The organism is Kribbella sp. NPDC051586 (genome assembly GCF_044453965.1).
Taxonomy (GTDB): Bacteria; Actinomycetota; Actinomycetes; order Propionibacteriales; family Kribbellaceae; genus Kribbella.
Map to the genome: position 1 here is coordinate 301,678 of NZ_JBITDF010000005.1, position 17,418 is coordinate 319,095.

16 protein-coding genes are annotated in these 17,418 nt (G+C 68.9%); 8 read left to right on the forward strand and 8 right to left on the reverse strand.

What is annotated here, in order from left to right:
* Positions 1–8: 8 nt before the first annotated feature.
* Positions 9–602, forward strand: coding sequence for a CGNR zinc finger domain-containing protein (locus ACIA58_RS34940; protein WP_396408122.1), 594 nt, complete (start codon positions 9–11; stop codon positions 600–602).
* Between the two features lie 104 nt (positions 603–706).
* Here the strand turns inward: ACIA58_RS34940 and ACIA58_RS34945 are convergent, their stop codons facing one another.
* The 3 genes from ACIA58_RS34945 to ACIA58_RS34955 all read right to left on the reverse strand — a co-directional run bounded on the left by ACIA58_RS34945 (position 707) and on the right by ACIA58_RS34955 (position 4,387).
* Positions 707–1,384 (reverse strand): uridine kinase, encoded by a 678-nt coding sequence (locus ACIA58_RS34945; protein WP_396408123.1) that lies wholly within the window; start codon positions 1,382–1,384, stop codon positions 707–709.
* Positions 1,385–1,461: 77 nt separating this feature from the next.
* Positions 1,462–3,666: an MMPL family transporter gene (locus tag ACIA58_RS34950; protein ID WP_396408124.1), complete on the reverse strand. Its 2,205-nt coding sequence runs from the start codon at positions 3,664–3,666 to the stop codon at positions 1,462–1,464.
* Between the two features lie 184 nt (positions 3,667–3,850).
* Complete coding sequence (locus ACIA58_RS34955) at positions 3,851–4,387, reverse strand: M48 family metallopeptidase (RefSeq protein WP_396408125.1); 537 nt, start codon at positions 4,385–4,387, stop codon at positions 3,851–3,853.
* A gap of 521 nt (positions 4,388–4,908) precedes the next feature.
* Between ACIA58_RS34955 and ACIA58_RS34960 the strand changes: the two genes are divergently transcribed.
* Positions 4,909–5,067: a DUF5679 domain-containing protein gene (locus ACIA58_RS34960; RefSeq protein WP_012922897.1), complete on the forward strand. Its 159-nt coding sequence runs from the start codon at positions 4,909–4,911 to the stop codon at positions 5,065–5,067.
* Between the two features lie 94 nt (positions 5,068–5,161).
* Entirely contained in the window at positions 5,162–6,475 is a 1,314-nt protein-coding gene (locus ACIA58_RS34965) for an ABC1 kinase family protein (protein ID WP_396408126.1), read from the forward strand.
* Here the strand turns inward: ACIA58_RS34965 and ACIA58_RS34970 are convergent.
* Positions 6,462–7,934, reverse strand: coding sequence for an MFS transporter (locus ACIA58_RS34970; RefSeq protein WP_396408127.1), 1,473 nt, complete (start codon positions 7,932–7,934; stop codon positions 6,462–6,464). The genes ACIA58_RS34965 and ACIA58_RS34970 overlap by 14 nt on opposite strands.
* 86 nt (positions 7,935–8,020) lie before the next feature.
* Between ACIA58_RS34970 and ACIA58_RS34975 the strand changes: the two genes are divergently transcribed.
* The gene (locus tag ACIA58_RS34975) at positions 8,021–8,815 is read left to right on the forward strand and encodes a DUF899 domain-containing protein (RefSeq protein ID WP_396408128.1); all 795 of its coding nucleotides are present in this window, start codon (positions 8,021–8,023) and stop codon (positions 8,813–8,815) included.
* Here ACIA58_RS34975 and ACIA58_RS34980 read toward each other — a convergent pair.
* A complete protein-coding gene (locus ACIA58_RS34980) occupies positions 8,806–8,973 on the reverse strand; it encodes a hypothetical protein (protein ID WP_396408129.1) in 168 nt (55 codons plus the stop codon). The genes ACIA58_RS34975 and ACIA58_RS34980 overlap by 10 nt on opposite strands.
* Positions 8,974–8,991: 18 nt before the next feature.
* Here ACIA58_RS34980 and ACIA58_RS34985 point away from each other — a divergent pair, with 18 nt between their 5' ends.
* Complete coding sequence (locus ACIA58_RS34985) at positions 8,992–9,516, forward strand: NUDIX hydrolase (protein WP_396408130.1); 525 nt, start codon at positions 8,992–8,994, stop codon at positions 9,514–9,516.
* A 319-nt stretch (positions 9,517–9,835) separates the two neighbouring features.
* Here the strand turns inward: ACIA58_RS34985 and ACIA58_RS34990 are convergent, their stop codons facing one another.
* A complete protein-coding gene (locus ACIA58_RS34990) occupies positions 9,836–10,123 on the reverse strand; it encodes a WhiB family transcriptional regulator (RefSeq protein WP_130383944.1) in 288 nt (95 codons plus the stop codon).
* Positions 10,124–10,829: 706 nt separating this feature from the next.
* Positions 10,830–12,950 carry an ATP-dependent DNA helicase UvrD2 gene (locus ACIA58_RS34995; RefSeq protein WP_396408131.1) on the reverse strand — a complete coding sequence of 707 codons (2,121 nt, stop codon included), beginning with the start codon at positions 12,948–12,950 and terminating at the stop codon, positions 10,830–10,832.
* 99 nt (positions 12,951–13,049) lie between these two features.
* Here ACIA58_RS34995 and ACIA58_RS35000 point away from each other — a divergent pair, with 99 nt between their 5' ends.
* On the forward strand, positions 13,050–13,289 hold the full coding sequence (locus tag ACIA58_RS35000; protein WP_396408132.1) for a mycoredoxin: 240 nt from the start codon (positions 13,050–13,052) through the stop codon (positions 13,287–13,289).
* 122 nt (positions 13,290–13,411) lie between these two features.
* Positions 13,412–15,733, forward strand: a complete 2,322-nt coding sequence (locus ACIA58_RS35005; protein WP_396408133.1) for a hypothetical protein — start codon at positions 13,412–13,414, stop codon at positions 15,731–15,733.
* Here ACIA58_RS35005 and nudC read toward each other — a convergent pair whose 3' ends face one another.
* Complete coding sequence (gene nudC / locus ACIA58_RS35010) at positions 15,734–16,657, reverse strand: NAD(+) diphosphatase (RefSeq protein ID WP_396408134.1); 924 nt, start codon at positions 16,655–16,657, stop codon at positions 15,734–15,736.
* Positions 16,658–16,696: 39 nt separating this feature from the next.
* On the opposite strand from nudC, the gene deoD reads away from it, so the two are divergent.
* A complete protein-coding gene (gene deoD, locus ACIA58_RS35015; protein ID WP_396408135.1) occupies positions 16,697–17,410 on the forward strand; it encodes a purine-nucleoside phosphorylase in 714 nt (237 codons plus the stop codon).
* The last annotated feature ends 8 nt before the right edge of the window (positions 17,411–17,418 follow it).

A 17,418-nucleotide genomic window follows, 5' to 3' on the forward strand; every position in this document is an offset into this window, starting at 1 on the left:
GAGAGCCCATGACTGGTCAAGTGTCTTTTGATAGTCACGCCCGCAGTGTGCTGGCGGCCGCGGTCGAGTACGTGAACCGGCTGACCCCCGGGTACTCCGGCGGCGCCCCGTACGCCGCACCCGCCGACAACCCCGAAGCGATCACCGAAGCCGTCGCGCAGGCTCTGACCGCGATCGGCCATCCCCCCAAGTCGGTCCCGGTCGACGACGCCCGGCGCCTCAGACTGTTGGCCGGCCGGATGCGGCTCGTCTTCGAAGCCGCCGCAGCCGACGACCTGGACGCGGCCGCCACCGAGATCAACGCCCTCCTCCTCGACACCAACGCCCGCCCCCAACTGGACCGCGGCCGCGACCGCCCCTGGAGCCTCCACTTCCACGGCCCCGACGAACAACTGGCCAACGGCTGGGCAGCCGGCTGCGCCGCCGGTCTCGCACTCGCCGTAGGTAGCGACCTAGCCGGCCGCCTCGGCGTCTGCGCGGCCCCCCACTGCGACCGCGTCTTCGTCGACGTCTCCAAGAACGGCCAACGCCGCTTCTGCTCCCCCCAATGCCAAAGCCGAGTCAAAGCCGCCGCCCACCGCGCCCGCCAGCAGCTGAGCTGACGAGGGGGATCTGCAGCTCGACAGGTAGTGCACCGCGGGACGGCGTACGCGCGGGACATGCTCACGCTCAGGTGCACTAGAGAGCCACCCGACACCTCCTGTCCTTATGCCGATTCACTGCTGGGGCGCGTGATGATCGGGCACGCCGGGTCCTCGTTGTCGACCACCAGTTGGGCGCGGGCGGCGGGGTGGATTTCGTTGACGTACATGCGTTCGCCGGGGATGTATCTGGTCAGGTAGCGGTGTTCGGCGGCTGCGGGCGAGTCCATCCAGGCCTGGTCGCGGGCGGTGCCTCGGTGGAGGACGGTGTCGAAGCTGACGTGGATGTAGATGCGGAGATCCCAGTGCGCGTCGAGCTCGGGGCGTTGGAGGAAGGCGCCGTCGGCGAGGAGGATCGCGTCGGGTGTGGCGGTTTGGACTGGTGAGTCGAGGGCGGAGCGTGCAGAGGTCTCGCGGACCGCGACGACGTAGCGGCGGTCGCCGTCCGGCCCGAGTGGTAGTAGGAGCTGGTTGCGGACTGCGTCGTAGTCCCACATGTCGAAGTAGTAGCTCTCCGGCGAGTCGATCGGGTACGCCGTTCGCAGCTCCGGCGCTCGCTTGAAGTAGTCGATGCCGGCCCGGATCACCTCGCGGTCGGTACGAGTTCGCAGTGCGTCGGCCAACTCGTCGGCCAGAGTGGTCTTGCCGGCCGCCGAGCATCCGTCGATCGCCACCCGGACGGGATGCGATCGCCTGACCGCCAGCACCTCGGACGCCAACTCCCCCAGGACCTCGGCTCGCATGGACCCATCCTCCACGACGGCGGACGCCCCACCCGAATGGTTTTCGGGTGGGGCGTCGCGCGGGGGCCGACCTGTCGTCAGCCGACGGGAGTCAGCTCGCGTTCCTCCTCCGGTGCCGGCGGGAGCGGCGAGGCGTGCTTGGCACGCTTGCCCTTCAGCCACTTCGGGGCCCACCAGTTGGCGTCGCCGAGCAGGGTCATCACGCTCGGCAGGACGACCGCGCGGATGATCGTCGCGTCGATCAGGATCGCGACCGCGAGCCCGACCCCGAGCTGCTTCATGTCCAGCGTGCTCAGCGTCGCGAAGACCGCGAACACCCCGATCATCACCGCTGCCGCGCTGGTCACCACGCCGGCCGAACCGGTGATGCCCTCGGCAACGGCCTGCTTGGTCGGCACGCCCCGCAGTACCGCCTCGCGGATCCGGCTGACGACGAACACGTGGTAGTCCATCGACAGGCCGAACAGCACCACGAAGAGGAACAGTGGCAGCCAACTCACCACCGCGCCGTTCGACCGAAAGTGCAGCAACCCCTCCGCCCACGTGTTCTGGAAGACCGCGGTGACGACGCCGTACGCCGCTCCCGCGCTCAGCAGGTTCAGCCCGATCGCGGTGACCGCGACGACCACCGAGCGGAACGTCACCATCATCACGATCATCGTCAGCAGCAGCACGAACCCGATCACCAGCGGCAGCTTGTCCCGCGTGTGCGCCGCATAGTCGACGTCCGCCGCCACGAACCCGCCGACGGCGTACTCGACGCCCGGCACCTTGCCCACTGTCTGCGGCATCAGGTCCTTGCGCAGCTCGGTCAACGAGTCGCGCGCCTGCTGGCTACCGCCCTCGTACGGCGTGGCCACCTCGAGCGTGGCGACCGTGCCGTCCTTGGAGAATCGCGGCTCCTCGAGACCGTCGGACGCGAACAGCTTGTCGTCCTTCGTGCGCTGCATCAGCTCGGCCAGCGCGGCCTTGACCGCGGGCTGCTGGTTGGCGGACGCACGGACGGCGACCTCGTGGCTGGTTCCGGTGCTCGGGAACGCCGCGGTCAGCCGGTCGTACGCCTTCATCACCGACGTGGTCCGGGGCAGGTCCTCGGTGCCCGGGAACTTCAGCTGCATCCCCAGCGCCGGCGACGCGACCGCGAGCAACGCGGTGACGGCGACGAGCAGGGTGGCGACCGGGTGCTTCAGCGCCGGCTTCAGCACGGTCGGCCAGAACCGCGGCTGACCCTTCGACGCCGTCAGCCGCCACACGAACGGGATCCGCGGGCGATCGACCCACCGACCGAGCTTCGCGAGTACCGCGGGGAGCACCGTCAGCGAACCGACGACAGCCACCGCGACGACCAGGATCGAGCCGACCGCGAAGGACGAGAAGACCGCGTCGCGGGCCAGGAACAGCCCCGCCATCGAGATGATGACCGCCGTACCCGAGACCACGACGGCATGCCCGGAGGTGGCCGCGGCGATCTCGACCGCGTCGACGTGACCGCGGCCCTTGGCGCGCTCCTCACGCTCGCGGCGGAGGTAGAACAGCGAGTAGTCGACGCCGACCGCCATACCGATCAGCAGGATGACGCTGTTGACCGCGTCCACCGCGGGCACGAGCTGCGAGGCTGCGGCCGCCAAGCCGATCGCGGCGGCTACGGCGGACAGCGCGAGCAGCAGCGGCACCGAAGCGGCGATCAGCGCACCGAACGCGATCAGGAGGATCGCCAGCGTCACCGGCAGGCTGAACATCTCCGCCCGTTTGAAGTCCTTGCCCAGCGTCTCGTTGAGCGCCTTGTCGATGGACAGTCCACCGACCTCTTCGACCCGGAGATCCGGGTACTGCTTCTGCACCTGGGCGGTGGCGTCGAGCAGCGGTTGCACCCGCGCATCGGAGTCGGCCCCCTCGGCGGCGTCCTTGAGGGTGACCCTGACGATGACCGCGTCCTTCTTCGGCGACGGCATCGGCTGCGCCACTTCCGCGACCCCACCGAGGGCGCGCATGCGCTGGATCACCACGCCGGCGGCCTTGTTCGCCGCGGCTTGGTCGAGCTGTCCGGACGGCGCCGTGATCAGCACGCTCTCCACGTCCGGGTCGTCGAAGTTGCCGGACTTGACGATGTTGTCCGCCCGGGTCACCTCACCGATGTCGCCCTCGTTCTTCGACTCCTTCGTGCCGGTCATCGAGCCGAGCGCGAAACAGGCGGCCACGACGACAACCCACATCGCGATCGCCCGCCACGGATGGGTGGCGCTCCAGCGCGCTGCCCGTACCGTGATCTGTCCCCTGGCCATGCTTCCCTGCCCCTCTGCGCCCCCTCGGGCACCCCACCCAGCGACCCTGGCGTGGCGCTGGCTACGGGTCAAAGCCTGGCTGGAGCCGACCGGTCGCGGCCATGGAGGAAGCCACCCATCCCACCCTGGTGCCAGCCCTACCCCTCCCTTTCTCGTACGCCGTACGGGCCAGGGTGACCGGAGCTCAGAAGTCGTCGAGGTCGAGCGAGGAGGCGGCCGAGATGCCCTCCAGATACCCCTCGGCGCGCTCGGCCTTCGGGTAGCGGCGGACCAGGTCCCAGAAGGTGGCGTTGTGGGTCGGCTCGATCAGATGGGCCAGCTCGTGGACCAGCACGTAGTCGACGACCCAGGCGGGCATCGACTGCAATCTGGTCGACAAACGGATCGATCTGTCCGCCGGCGTGCAGGATCCCCACCGTCTGTTTTGGTTCGAAACCCACCTCACCGACGCAGGTTCGGGCACTTCCGGGAGGTGGCGACACGCGAGTTCGTGTGCTCTGGCCAACAATTTTTCGTCCGACACGCGCGATCGGCTGCGCTGCTTCTCGAGCCGCGCCAGCATGGTCTCGACCCAGCGCGCCTCCTCGGCGGCGGACAGCCGGTCGGGCATCAGCACGACCACCCGCTCACCGTCGCGGTACGCGCTGACCGTGCGCTTGCGGCGCTTGCTGCGACGGATATCCACGTACGGCGGGATCGAGCGCGGTGGGGAGTCGGCCATGGCTCAAAAATGTACCCCCCGAATCCGACAACTTTCTTCGGTCCACATCCTGTGCATCGGCGTTTCCGCAGGTCAGACGCCAGATTTTGAACCCACCGACCCTCGTTGTTCACATCCTGTTCCCCCGCCCGTCCACAGCGTCGACCGGCGCGTCCCACAGGTTGCGCACAGAGTTATCCACAGGGGTGGACAACGCGGGCTTGCCTGCGCGGCCGCCGGCTCCTAGCGTCATCTCCAACAGGCTCCCGGACCGCCTCCGGGGCCGCTCGGAGGGGAAGCCGAGCAGCTCCGGAGGCGGATCACCGGGAGCCTGTTCCGTGCGGGCGAAAGTTTCGGTAAGGGCTTTCCTCGGGGGATTCCGGCGGCACGCGGACCCCGAGGTGCGCTTGAGCCTGAGCCAGGAGGCCGTAGGGTGAATCCCGACTGGGCCGAACGGCCTACGGCAGGACGGTCTGCCGTTAGCATCCAACGACTGCCCGGGGCGAGGCCCCGGGCTGGAATTAAGCAAGGAGAGGGCCCTCATGGCAGAGACCTGGAGCGGCGAGTTCTACTGCGTCAAGTGCAAGGCCAAGCGCACCGCCGACGGCGAGGTCAAGGTCAACGACAAGGGCACGCGCATGGCGAAGGCCAAGTGCCCCGAGTGCGGTACGAACCTGAACCGGATCCTCGGCAAGGCCTGACGCACCACGTCGTAGGGGCGGTGTCCGGCACGATGTCTGTGCCGGGCACCGCCCCTGGTTCGTCCTCGCTTGGGTGACCGGACAGAATGGAAACGTGTCGGACCTTCCTCGCAAGGCGCTGAGCCGGACCGCGAAACTTGCCAGCCTGCCGCTCGGTGCCGCCGGGCGGGCCACGGTCGGCCTGGGCAAGCGCATCGGCGGTGCGCCCGCCGAGGCCGTGTTCGCCGAGTTCCAGCGCCGGACCGCAGATCAGCTGTTCGCCGTCCTGGGTGAGCTCAAGGGCGGCGCGATGAAGTTCGGGCAGATGCTCAGCCTGATGGAGTCCGCGATGCCGGAGGAGCTCGCGGCGCCGTACCGGGCCACCCTGACCAAGTTGCAGGACTCCGCCCCGCCGATGCCGGCCTCGACCGTGCACACGATCCTGTCGCGGGAGCTCGGCAAGCGCTGGCGGGACCGGTTCGAGGAGTTCGACGATCTGCCGGCGGCGGCCGCGTCGATCGGGCAGGTGCACCGCGGCCGGCTCAAGGACGGCCGCGAAGTCGCGGTCAAACTGCAGTACCCGGGCGCCGCGGAGGCGCTCCGCTCGGACCTTCGGCAGCTGGGCCGGTTCGCGCGGACGATCGGGGCGATCGTTCCCGGTCTCGAGGTGAAGCCGCTGGTCGCCGAGCTCCAGGAGCGGATCGGCGAGGAGCTCGACTACGACCGCGAGGCGCAGGCCCAGCAGCAGTACGCCGACGCGTTCAAGGACCACCCGGAGTTCGTCGTACCGCGGGTCATCAAGCACTCCCCCACGGTCATCGTGTCCGAGTGGATCGAGGGCCGCCCGCTGTCGTCGTACATCACCGAGGGCACCAAGCAGGAGCGGGACGCGATCGGGCTGAAGTACGTCCGGTTCATGTTCAGCGGGCCGAAGTACGCCGGTCTGCTGCACTCGGACCCGCACCCGGGGAACTTCCGGGTGATGGCCGACGGCCGGCTCGGCGTGGTCGACTTCGGCCTCTGCGCGCGGCTTCCCGACGGCCTGCCGCCGGCGATCGGCCGGCTGCTGCGGATCTCGCTGAAGGGCGACGGGGAGGCGGTCCGGGACGGCCTGAAGGCCGAGGGCTTCATCAAGCCGCGGATGGACATCGACCCGGAGCAGCTGATGGACTACCTGGCCCCGTTCGCGGAGCCGGCCCGGGAGGAGACGTTCCAGTTCAGCCGGGCCTGGATGCGCGCGCAGGCGAACCGGACCAGTGACTTCCGGTCGCCCAACGCGTCGCTCGCGCTCCGGCTCAACCTCCCCCCGTCCTACCTGCTGATCCACCGCGTTTGGATCGGCGGCATCGCCGTACTGTCCCAACTCGAGGCGGAGGCCCCGTTCCGCACCGTGCTGGAGGAGCTCCTGCCCGGTTTCACCGACGGCTGAGCGCGGGCAGCACGCGCAGCGTGACGGCCAGCAGGATCGCCATCGCCGTCAGGGCCACCGCGGTGATCCCGGCGGCCAGGTGGAGGCCGGAGGTGAAGGCGTCGCGGGCCTGGTCGAGTACGTCGGCCGGCGCGCCCTGGCTGACCAGCTCGCCGAGCGAGTTGCCGCCTCGGCCGTCCGTCCGGCTGCGGTAGACCGCGGTGACCACGCTGCCGAGGATGGCGATACCGAGGGAGTAGCCGAACTCGTTGCCGGTCTGTGTCAGCGCACCGGCGGAGCCGGCCTTCTCCGGCGGCACCGACCCGATGACGAGGTTCGTCCCCAGGGTGACCAGCGCGCCCGGCCCGAGGCACTGGACGGCGAAGGCGATCACCAGCACGGTGGCCGACGTCGTCAGGCTGACCACGGCCATCCCGGCCACCGTGAACGCGACGCCGGCCGGGATCAGGATGCCGGGGCGGATCCGCTGCGCCAGCCGCGGCGCGAGCTGGAATCCGATCGTCGACGTGACCATGCCCGGGACCAGCGCCAGCCCGGCGGCCAGTGGAGTCATCCCCTTCACCAGCTGGAAGTACTGCGCGACGAAGACCATCACACCGCCGGACAGCATCGAGTACGCCGTCATGCTGCCGAGCGTGACGCTGAAGGTCCGCCGGGTGAAGAGTCGCACGTCCACCAGCGGATCTGCCAGCCGCCGCTGCCGCCGTACGAAGATCCAGCCGAAGGCGCCGCCGATCAGCAGGGCTCCGATCGACTGCACTCCGGCGCCGTGGGCGGCCAGGTGCTTCAGGCCGTGGATGGCCGGCAGGATCGCGGCCAGCGACAGCACGACGCTCGGTACGTCGATCCGCCCGGCCTGCTCGTTCCGGTACTCCGGGAGGATGAACGGCCCGACCGCCACCAGCACAACCATCGCCGGTACGCCGATCAGGAACGCGGAGCCCCACCAGAAGTGGTTCAGCAGCACGCCGCCGACGATCGGCCCGACCACCGCGCCGACCGTGAAGCAGCCGCCCCAGATGCCGAAGGCAGTGGCCCGCTGCCGCTCGTCCGGGAACAGCGTGGAGATCAGCGCCAGCGTGCAGGGCGCGAGCGCCGCACCGGCGACACCGAGCACCGCGCGAGCGCCGATCAGCATGCCCGGGCTGACCGAGTACGCCGCCACGATCGAGGCGACGCCGAACACGGAGGCCGCGACCAGCAGCAGACGGCGGCGGCCGAGCCGGTCGCCGAGGCTGCCCATGGTGATCATCAGGCCCGCCACCATGAACCCGTAGATGTCCAGGATCCACAGCTGCTGGCTGCTGGTCGCTCCAAGCGCCTCGGTCACTGCGGGCACCGCCAGCAGCATCACGAACAGGTCCAGCGACACGAGCAGCGCGGCCAGGCACAGAACGCCCAGCGCGATCCACTGCCGCCGGCCGGTCGCCACGGTGTCCGCCTCGACGGTGAGGGTCATGATCAGGTCCTTCCACAGGAGGGTTCTCACTTCTGCGTCGGACGAAGTGTTCTGAGATCGACACCGGCCGGGACTATCTTCGAACGATGACGACGTTCGGAAACCTGCCCGAGGTCGTGCCGGCGGAAGAGTGGCTGGCCGCCCGTCTGGAGCTGCTGAGGCTCGAGAAGGAGGTGACGCGAGCCAGGGATCGCCTGAACGCGGAGCGGCGGCGCCTGCCGATGGTCCGGATGGACAAGCCGTACGTCTTCGAGGGACCGGACGGTGACGTCGGGCTGCTGGACATGTTCGACGGGCGGGACCAGCTGGTCATCCACCACTTCATGTTCGCCCCCGACTGGGACGAGGCGTGCCCGAGCTGCTCGTCGGCCGCCGACGAGATCGGCCATCTGCGCCAGCTGTACGTGCGCAACACGTCACTGGTCGCGGTGTCGCGGGCGCCGTACCCGAAGCTCGCCGCGTTCAAGGAGCGGCTGGGCTGGACGTTCCCCTGGTACTCGTCGTACGGGACCGACTTCAACTACGACTTCCACGCCACCCTGGACGACCGGGTCGCGCCGGTGCTGCTGCACTACCGCACGCCGGAGCAGCTGGCGAACGAGAAGGGTACGCCGTGGTCAGGCGGGCCGTGGACCGCTGACATGAACGGCGAGGAGCTGCCGGGGATCAGCACGTTCCTCCGCGTCGACGACGAGGTGTTCCACACCTACTCGACGTTCGGCCGCGGCATCGAGGACTTCCACAACGGCTACCGGTACCTTGACCTCACCGTCCTCGGCCGGCAGGAGGTGTGGGAGGAGCCGAAGGGACGCGCCGAGCCGCTCGGACTGAACGTCGGCGGCCCTGCGATGCGCGTGCCGGACCGGTACGACTACCAGTAGACCGAGTCGAGCTTCCCCTCGATGCTGCGGACGTTCTCCCGGGCACACCGGTCGCAGTACACCAGCTTGCGGCCGTCCTCGACCGAGGTCATCCAGGTCAGCGGCACATCCTCCGACTCCGCCTGCTGACCACACAACGCACAGGTAGCAATCGCCATACGACTAGTCTGCACCGGGTGCGATGGGTGATTCACGGTGAGGCCGAGGTCTGGGGCAATCGGTGGCTGAGCGTACGGCGGCTGGACGTCGAGCAACCCGACGGTGAGCGCTTCGACTATCACGCGGTCCGGCTGAAGGACATCGCCGCCGCAGTCGTCACCCGGGACGAGCACGTGCTGCTGATGTGGCGGCACCGGTTCCTGACCGATACGTGGGCCTGGGAGCTGCCGATGGGGATCATCGAGGCCGGTGAGAGCCCGGAGGCCGCCGCCGCACGCGAGCTCGAGGAGGAGACCGGCTGGCGGGCCGACGGGCTCACCGCGCTGATCCGGTCGGAGCCGGCCGCCGGGATCATGGACTCGCGGCACTACGTCTTCCGGGCGCGGAGCGCGGTACGGATCGGCGAGCCGACGGAGCGGAACGAGTCGGACCGGATCGAATGGATCCCGCTGGCCGACGTACCCGGGATGATCGCGCGGCACGAGATCGTCAGCGGGATCACGCTGGTCGGGCTGCAGCAGCTGCTGATCCAGGAACGCTGAAGGGGCGGCACCCCCTGTGGGTGCCGCCCCTCACTTGTTCAGCTGGTCAGGCTGTGCTGCTGGGTGGATCAGACGAGACGGGCGAGTGCGAGGCGCGCACGTGCGCTGGCCCTCTCAGCTCGCCGGCCTGCCCGCTCGGCCTGCTTCTGCGCCTTCTCGATCTTGTGAGCGAGGCGGAAGCGCCGGTTCTGCTCTGCGGCCTTCAGTGAAGCACGACAATGAGCACGGGCGAGATCTTCTTGAAGTAAATGCATTTCGGTGCTCCTAGGTAAAGTCTGGGTCGTCATCGTTCGGACTCGTTTCGGATGGTTGGGTGTCGTCAGGCTGCGGTAACGGTGTCGCTCTTACGGGGACGCCCTCGGGGCCGCTTGCGCGGAACCACCACACCTTGGACGAACAGCTGGCCACCCCACACGCCCCACGGCTCGGAACGCTCGAGCGCTCCGGCCAGGCACTCGGCCTGCAACGGGCAGGTCGTGCAGAGAGACTTTGCGTACTCGACGTCCGCCGGCGATTCGGCGAAGAAGAGTTCTGGCGCGTAGGACCGACAGGGCAGGTCCTGCGACGTTGCCACCTCGGTGAAGACATCGAGGAAGCTAACGCTCATTCCGGTCACCTCCCAGTGACTTTTGGATGCTGGTCTCTTGTCGTCGGTGATGACTACCGGTTGGTAATCACCAAATCTGTGGACAAACAAAAGGGCCGCGGGACCCTTTGTGGGTTCCGCGGCCTGGAGGTGCCGGCTCTGACGCTTGTCAGACCGGTGGACTCCATGCTCGAGAACCCGAACCGCCGAACTTCACATCGCCGACAGCTCCGCCCCGGAACTGGGCGATGCCGGAAGCCATGAGCACAACGGTCGCGACGTGCGGTCGCGGCGAGGCACCCTGAATCGGGGCACACGCGAGCGCTACAGCGTCGCTGAACGGCTTCGTGACCGTGTTGGTGATCATTTCCAAGGCACCTCCTCTCGTTGTGGCGAAGCGGGCGGTTAGCTCGATCGCTATGGTTGTTTGAAGTTTTCGGCCAGGCTTCGACCGCAGAAAGAACAGTACGCCGTCCGCGTCGGAGCCCGCAAACTATTTATCGCCAGTTTGCGAAGTTGGCCGGAAGTTGCCGCTGCGGCGACCGGATCTGGTTGCCACGACAGGATTCCGGCACGCTCCGGGACGCCATCCGCACGCTCCGGGATCGTTGCCTCTGTCACCTAACTGCCACCTCTGCCAGGAGCAGAACGCGGCACGTCTTCCAGAGTGCGCCCCGATACCCGTGCCTGGCAACACAATTCTCCGAGCACCTGCCCGAAAGGGCAGCTAGCGGGTGCAGAGGTTGAGGATGTGCTCGCCGTACTTGGCCAGCTTGGTGTGGCCGATGCCGGGGATCTGGCGCAGCGCCTGCGCGTCGGCCGGGCGGGTCTCGGCGATGGCGGTCAGCGTGGCGTCGGTGAGGATGACGAAGGCCGGCATCCGCTCCGACTCGGCCTGCTCGGTGCGCCACTCGATCAGGGCGTCGTACAGCTTCTGGTCGATCGTGGACGGGCAGTCCTCGCAGCGGCCGAGCTTGCGGGCACCCGGGTCGAGCAGCCCGCGGCCGCAGACCCGGCACTTCGGGATCGGCCGGCTGGAGCGCGGGGCGGCGCTGGACGGACGCTCCCAGCTGGTGGGCGACGACGGGGTCCACTCGGTCCGCGCCGTACGGACGCCGATCGGGTCGAGGAAGCGGGTCGGACCACGGGTCCCACGGCCGCCGGGTGAGCGGGACGTCGACCAGCTGACGAACAGCTGCTGCTTCGCCCGGGTCACGCCGACATAGAAGAGCCGCCGCTCCTCCTCCACCTGCGCCGGCGTCTGGGCGTAGCTGATCGGCAGCGTGCCCTCATGGGCCCCGACGATGAAGACGCTCTCCCACTCCAGCCCCTTGGCGGCGTGCAGTGTCGCCAGCGTGACTCCCTCCGCCAGCGGCGCGTGCTGGATCGACGCTCGCCGGTCCAGCTCCGCCATCAGGTCCGACAGCCGGGCCTCAGCGTTGGCGGCGGCAAAATCGGAGGTCATCGTCACCAGCGCGCTCAGCGACTCCCACCGGTCCCGGACCGCTCCGGTCCCGGTCGGCGGCTCCTGCGTCCACCCGGCTCCGCCCAGTACGCCGGTCACGGTGGTGACCAGGTCGTCGGACAGGTCCCCCGCCTTGGCCTGCCCCCTGAGCAGTACGGCGGCCTGCCGGATCTCGGCCCGCTCGAAGAACCGCTCGGCGCCCTTGAGCACGGTCGGGATCTTCCGCTCGGCCAGCGCCTGCTCGAAGTTCTCCGACTGCGCGTTGGTCCGGAACAGTACGGCGATGTCGCGCAGCGCCGCGCCCTCGTCCCGCAGCTTCACCACCGCCCGCGCCACCGCGTCCGCCTCCGCGACCTCGTCGGAGTACTCGCGGTAGACCGGGCTCGGACCGGCCTCCTTCTGCGACCGCAGCGTCACCCGGCCGGGCAGCCCGGTCGGACCGGCCGCGTCGAGGATCTTGTTCGCCACGTCGACGATCTGCGGCGTCGACCGGTAGTCACGGACCAGCTTGATCACCGTGGCGGACGGATGCCGGGACGCGAAGCGCACGAGGTTCTCCGGCTCGGCGCCGGCCCACGAGTAGATCGTCTGCGCCGGATCACCGACCACGCAGACGTCCTCCCGGCCGCCCAGCCACAGGTCGAGCAGACTCTGCTGGAGCGGCGAGACGTCCTGGTACTCGTCCACGACGAACGTCCGGTACTGCCGCCGGATCTCCGCGGCCACCCGCTCGTCCTCCGCGAGCAACGCGACCGCACAGAGCAGCACGTCCTCCAGGTCGATCCGCCCGCGCTCGAGCTTCACGTCCTCGTACGCCGCGAAGATGCGCGCGATCGTCGCCGGGTCGAAGGCGGCGAGTGTCCGCGCCGACTTGGGCGCCAGGCGGGCGTAGTCGTCCGGCCGGACGTTGCTCACCTTGGCCCACTCGACCTCACCGGCCAGGTCGCGCAGGGCGGGCGTGTCCACCCGGATCCGGCAGCGGGACGCGGCCTCGGTCAGCAGCGGGAACTTCCGGTCCGCGATCGGCGGCAGCTCCCCGCCGTACACCTTCGGCCAGAAGAAGCGGGCCTGCCGGAGCGCGGCGGAGTGGAACGTGCGGGCCTGCACCCCCTGGACGCCGAGCGCCGCGAGCCGGCCGCGCATCTCCCCCGCCGCCCGCTGGGTGAACGTCACCGCGAGCACGCGCACCGGGTCGAAGGTCCCCGTCTGCACGCCGTACGCGATCCGGTGGGTGATCGCTCGCGTCTTGCCCGTCCCGGCGCCCGCCATCACCACGACCGGGCCGTGCAACGCGGACGCGACGGCCCGCTGCTCCGGGTCGAGCGCCTCGAGGAGGCCATCGGCAGAAGCAGATCGTGTGAGGTCGCTCACGGGCTGGGACATGCGGGAACAGCACCACCTACGGCGTGGTTCGAATACGTCGAAGGCAACCCTAGACGGGCGGCCCGACAAAACCCCTCCCAGCCTCGAGGAGTCAGCCAAATGGCGGCTTTCACTCTGTACTCGACCCCGTGGTGCGGCTACTGCCACCGCCTCAAGGGCCAGCTCAAGCGCGCCGGCATCGAGTTCACCGAGGTTGACATCGAGCAGGTCCCGGACGCGGCCAAGCTGGTCGAGAAGATCAACAACGGCAACCAGACGGTTCCGACGGTGGTCTTCCCCGACGGCACCGCGATGACGAACCCGTCGCTGGCCCAGGTCGCGGACAAGCTCGTCGCCTGAACAACCTGACTCAGGTCATATCGCCTGAGTTATGGACATTACGGTCATGACCGTTATACCTTGCGATGAACTACGTCGCAGGGAGTCCGCCCATGTTCTCGCGCCGTCAATTCGGTCATGCCTTGACGACCTTGGTCGTCGCCGTCGGTCTGCTCGCCACGGGCGGGCTGCACGCCACAGCGGCGCCACCGATACCTGATCCGTTCCCGTCGGAGACCTGGCCGCTGGGGCCGCCGACGAAGTCGTTCGGGCCGGCCGACGACGTCGTCAAAGACCTCGGCTCGCCGGTCAGCTCGCTCACCGTCATGGAGGGCGCGGTCGGCCATACTCCCGACGGGCGCGACGTCGTGTACGCCGTGCCCGCCGGCGAGAACGCACGTCTCAACGTCGCGGACCTGCACACCCACGAGCTGATCCGCAGCGTGCCCCTCCAGGGAGCGGCCGGCGGCTGGGGCATCGTCGTGACCCCCAACGGGGACGTCTACCTCGGCACCTACCCGTACGGGCATCTGTACCGCTACAGCCCCGTCACGGGAGAAGTCACCGACCTGGGCCAGCCCATCCCGGGCGAGCTGCAGATCTACGGCCTCACCACCGACCCGGACGGCAACGTGTACGGCGGGACGTACCCGACCGCGCACGCGTTCAAGTACGACCCGTCGAACGGACAGGTCACCGACTACGGCTCACTCGACCCCGTGCAGCAGTACGCGCGGTCCACGGTCTACGACCCGGACCACCGCAAGCTGTTCGTCGGAGTCTCCACTCCTAACGCCCGCCTGCTGCGCATCGACGTGGACACCAAGGCGGTCGAGGACATCACTCCCCCGGGTACGACGGCCAAGGACTTCATCGACCTGGACTACGCCGGCGGCAAGGTGTTCGCGAACGCCAGCAGCCGGCTGGTAGTGGTCGACGCGGTCACCGGTGAGCAGATCAAGTACACCGACGCGACCACCGGCCAGCAGGTGATGGACTACCCGATCGCCGCCCGCGGGGTCTCCGCAGCCGGTCCAGGCGGCGTGTACTTCACCAACAACACCCTGGCCCTCACGCACTACGACCTCGACACCAACACAGTCGGTCCGGTCTCGCCGCCGCGGACGCTGACGCGTGGCGCATCCATCGGCTACGGCTGGGTGACCGAGAACGGCGTACCCGTGCTTTACGGCCTGGCCGGCAACTACTCCGGTGGCACATTCCGGTACAACCCTGCGGACGGGACGCTGGCGCAGTGGAGCTCACCGTTCCAGTACGTGCCGTCGCCGCTCATGCACGAGCTGGCCGACCCCGTCACGGGCAAGGTGTTCGTCAACGTCTACCTGAACGGCTCAACCGCCATCTACGACCCGGCGACCGGCAAGTCCACCGTCACCACCCGGCAGGGACAGGTGGAAGGCTGGGCCTGGGACGGCACCGGCAAGATGTACGTCGGCATTTATCCGTACGGTCGCCTGTCGCTGTGGGACCCCGCACTACCGGACAGCGCGACCAACCCGAAGGAACTGTTCAGCCTGGTCGACAGCGACCACCAGAACAGGCCGGTCTCGGTCGTTCCTGACGGCAACCACGTGTACGTCGGCACCACGCCGGCGTACGGCGAGTACGGCGGCGCGCTGACCGTGTACGACGTACCGACGGGCAGCCATACCGTCTACCGCAACCTGGTGACCGACCAGACGATCGCCTCCATCCTGCCCGCGGGTGCGAACGTGTGGGCCGGCTCCAGCATCGAAGGCGGTCAGGGCACCGACCCGAAGGCGACCGAGGCCCATCTGGTCAAGGTGGACCCGGCGACCGGCGCAGTGCTGACCGATCTGGTCCCGGTACCGGGCGCGGCCAGCATCAACGAGCTGACCTACGGACCGGACGGCAACATCTGGGGTCTGGCCGACGGCATCGTCTTCGTGGTCAGCCCGTCGACAGGTGAGGTGCTCCGCTTGCTGCCGGTCTTCAGCGCCGTCACCGGTTCACAGGACGGCGCACTGTCCTGGCGGGACGGCTATCTGTACGGCGTGACCGGTGGGCGACTGTTCGTGCTGGACAGCCTGAGCGGCCACACGACCGTCCTGCGCGACCACGGCCTCAACCGGCTCACGCAAACACCGGACGGCACCTACTACACGCTGTTGCGCCCGGACGGCTTCACCAACCCGACCAACCTGGGGTCGTACACCCCACCGGTCGATCCGTGTCCGCAGTCCGACGTCAGGCCGACGGTCTGGACGGGGAACATCGACAGCCACGTGTCGAACCGGTTCATGACGTACGGCTGCACGCTGACCGACGTACTGCCGAGCGCGAAGGCGGACTGGCCGAGTCACGCGGCATACGTCCTCGCAGTCGACCGGAAGCTCCGTGAGCTCGAGAAGGCCGGCTCGGTGGAGCGCTGGGAAGGCGTCCTGATCCGCATCGCGGCCGCCCGGTCCAACGTGGGCCGGTGATCACCAGCTCCCGGTGAGGCTCTCGCCGTACCAGCCTTCGATCAGGCGGCGGGAGATCGAGATCGCACCCGGGAGGGCCATCGTGCCGGCTTCGACCAGCACGCGGAGGTCCTCCCGGGTGAACCACTTGGCCTCGGCGATCTCGTCCTGGTCCACGTCGATGTCGAAGCTCGACGCCTTCGCGTAGAACCCGAGCATCAGGCTCGCCGGCAGCGGCCACGGCTGGCTGCCGGCGTACTCGATCTCTTCGCCGACGATCACCCCGGTCTCCTCGAGGACCTCACGCCGTACGGCGGCCTCCAGCGACTCACCGGGCTCGACGAAGCCGGCCAGCGTGGAGTACCGGCCCGCGGGCCAGGCCTCGTTGCGGCCGAGCAGGGCGCGGTCCTGGTCGTCGGTGACGAGCACGATGATCGCCGGGTCGCTGCGCGGGAAGTGCGACAGTCCGCAGGCGGGGCAGCGCCGGACGTGGCCGGCCTCCACCACCTCGGTGTGCTCGCCGCAGTTCGCGCAGTGGGTGTGCACGGCGTGCCAGTTGGACAGTCCGATCGCGTGGACCGCGATGGCGGCCTCACGGTCGTCCAGTACGGCGCCCAGCTCCCGCAGGCCGCCGTACGACTCGTCTGCCTCGCCCTCCACCAGCACACCGAAGACAGCGCGCCCCTCGGCGGTCATGCCGGCTCCGGACTCCCGGTCGATGCCCAGGAAGATCCGCATGCCCTCGGGAGCCGCGGACGGCTGCAGGAAGAGCAGTCCGGAACGGTCGTCGTTCACCTGCACCTTGTCACCGGCGACGGCGACCACCTGGGTGTCGGGTGCGGCCCACGCCTTCTCCAGCCAGTCGTCGTCACGGCGGCGGTCGGCGGCGCGGTCCAGGACCGATCGGGACAGAGCTAGCGAACCGGAAGCGATGGAGTAGGCCACGTGGGCCAACCTACCCCGGCATCATGAGAGCATCCCCGCATGAGTATTCACATCGCCGCCGAGAAGGGGCAGATCGCACCGCGGGTGCTGTTCCCCGGGGACCCGCTGCGGGCCAAGTGGATCGCGGAGACCTACCTGGACGACGTGTTCTGCTACACCGAGATCCGCAACATGTTCGGGTTCACCGGCACCTACAAGGGTGAGCGGATCTCCGTGCAGGGCTCCGGCATGGGCCAGCCGTCCGCGTCCATCTACGCGAACGAGCTCTTCGCGGAGTACGACGTACAGACCCTGATCCGGGTCGGGACGTGCGGCGCACTCGTCGAGAGCGTGCGGGTGCGCGACGTGATCGTGGCGATGTCCGCCAGCACCGACTCGCAAATGAACCAGCTGCGCTTCCACGGCATCCACTACGCGCCGACGGCGGACTACCAGCTGCTCCGCGCGTCGGTCGACGCGGCCGAGGCAGCCGGGCTGAACGTGCACGTCGGCCAGGTGTTCTCCGGCGACCTGTTCTACAACGACCGCGCCGATCTGGTCGCGCGGACCGCGGAGTACGGCGTCCTCGGGATCGAGATGGAGGCTGCGGCGCTCTACACGCTGGCGGCGAAGTTCGGGCGCCGGGCGCTCGGCATCATGACGGTGTCGGACCACCTGATCACCAAGGAGGAGACGAGCGCCGAAGAGCGCCAGAGCACCTTCTCGGAGATGATCACCATCGCCCTCGACGCGGCGATCGAGGTGCCGGTCTGACCCCGCGG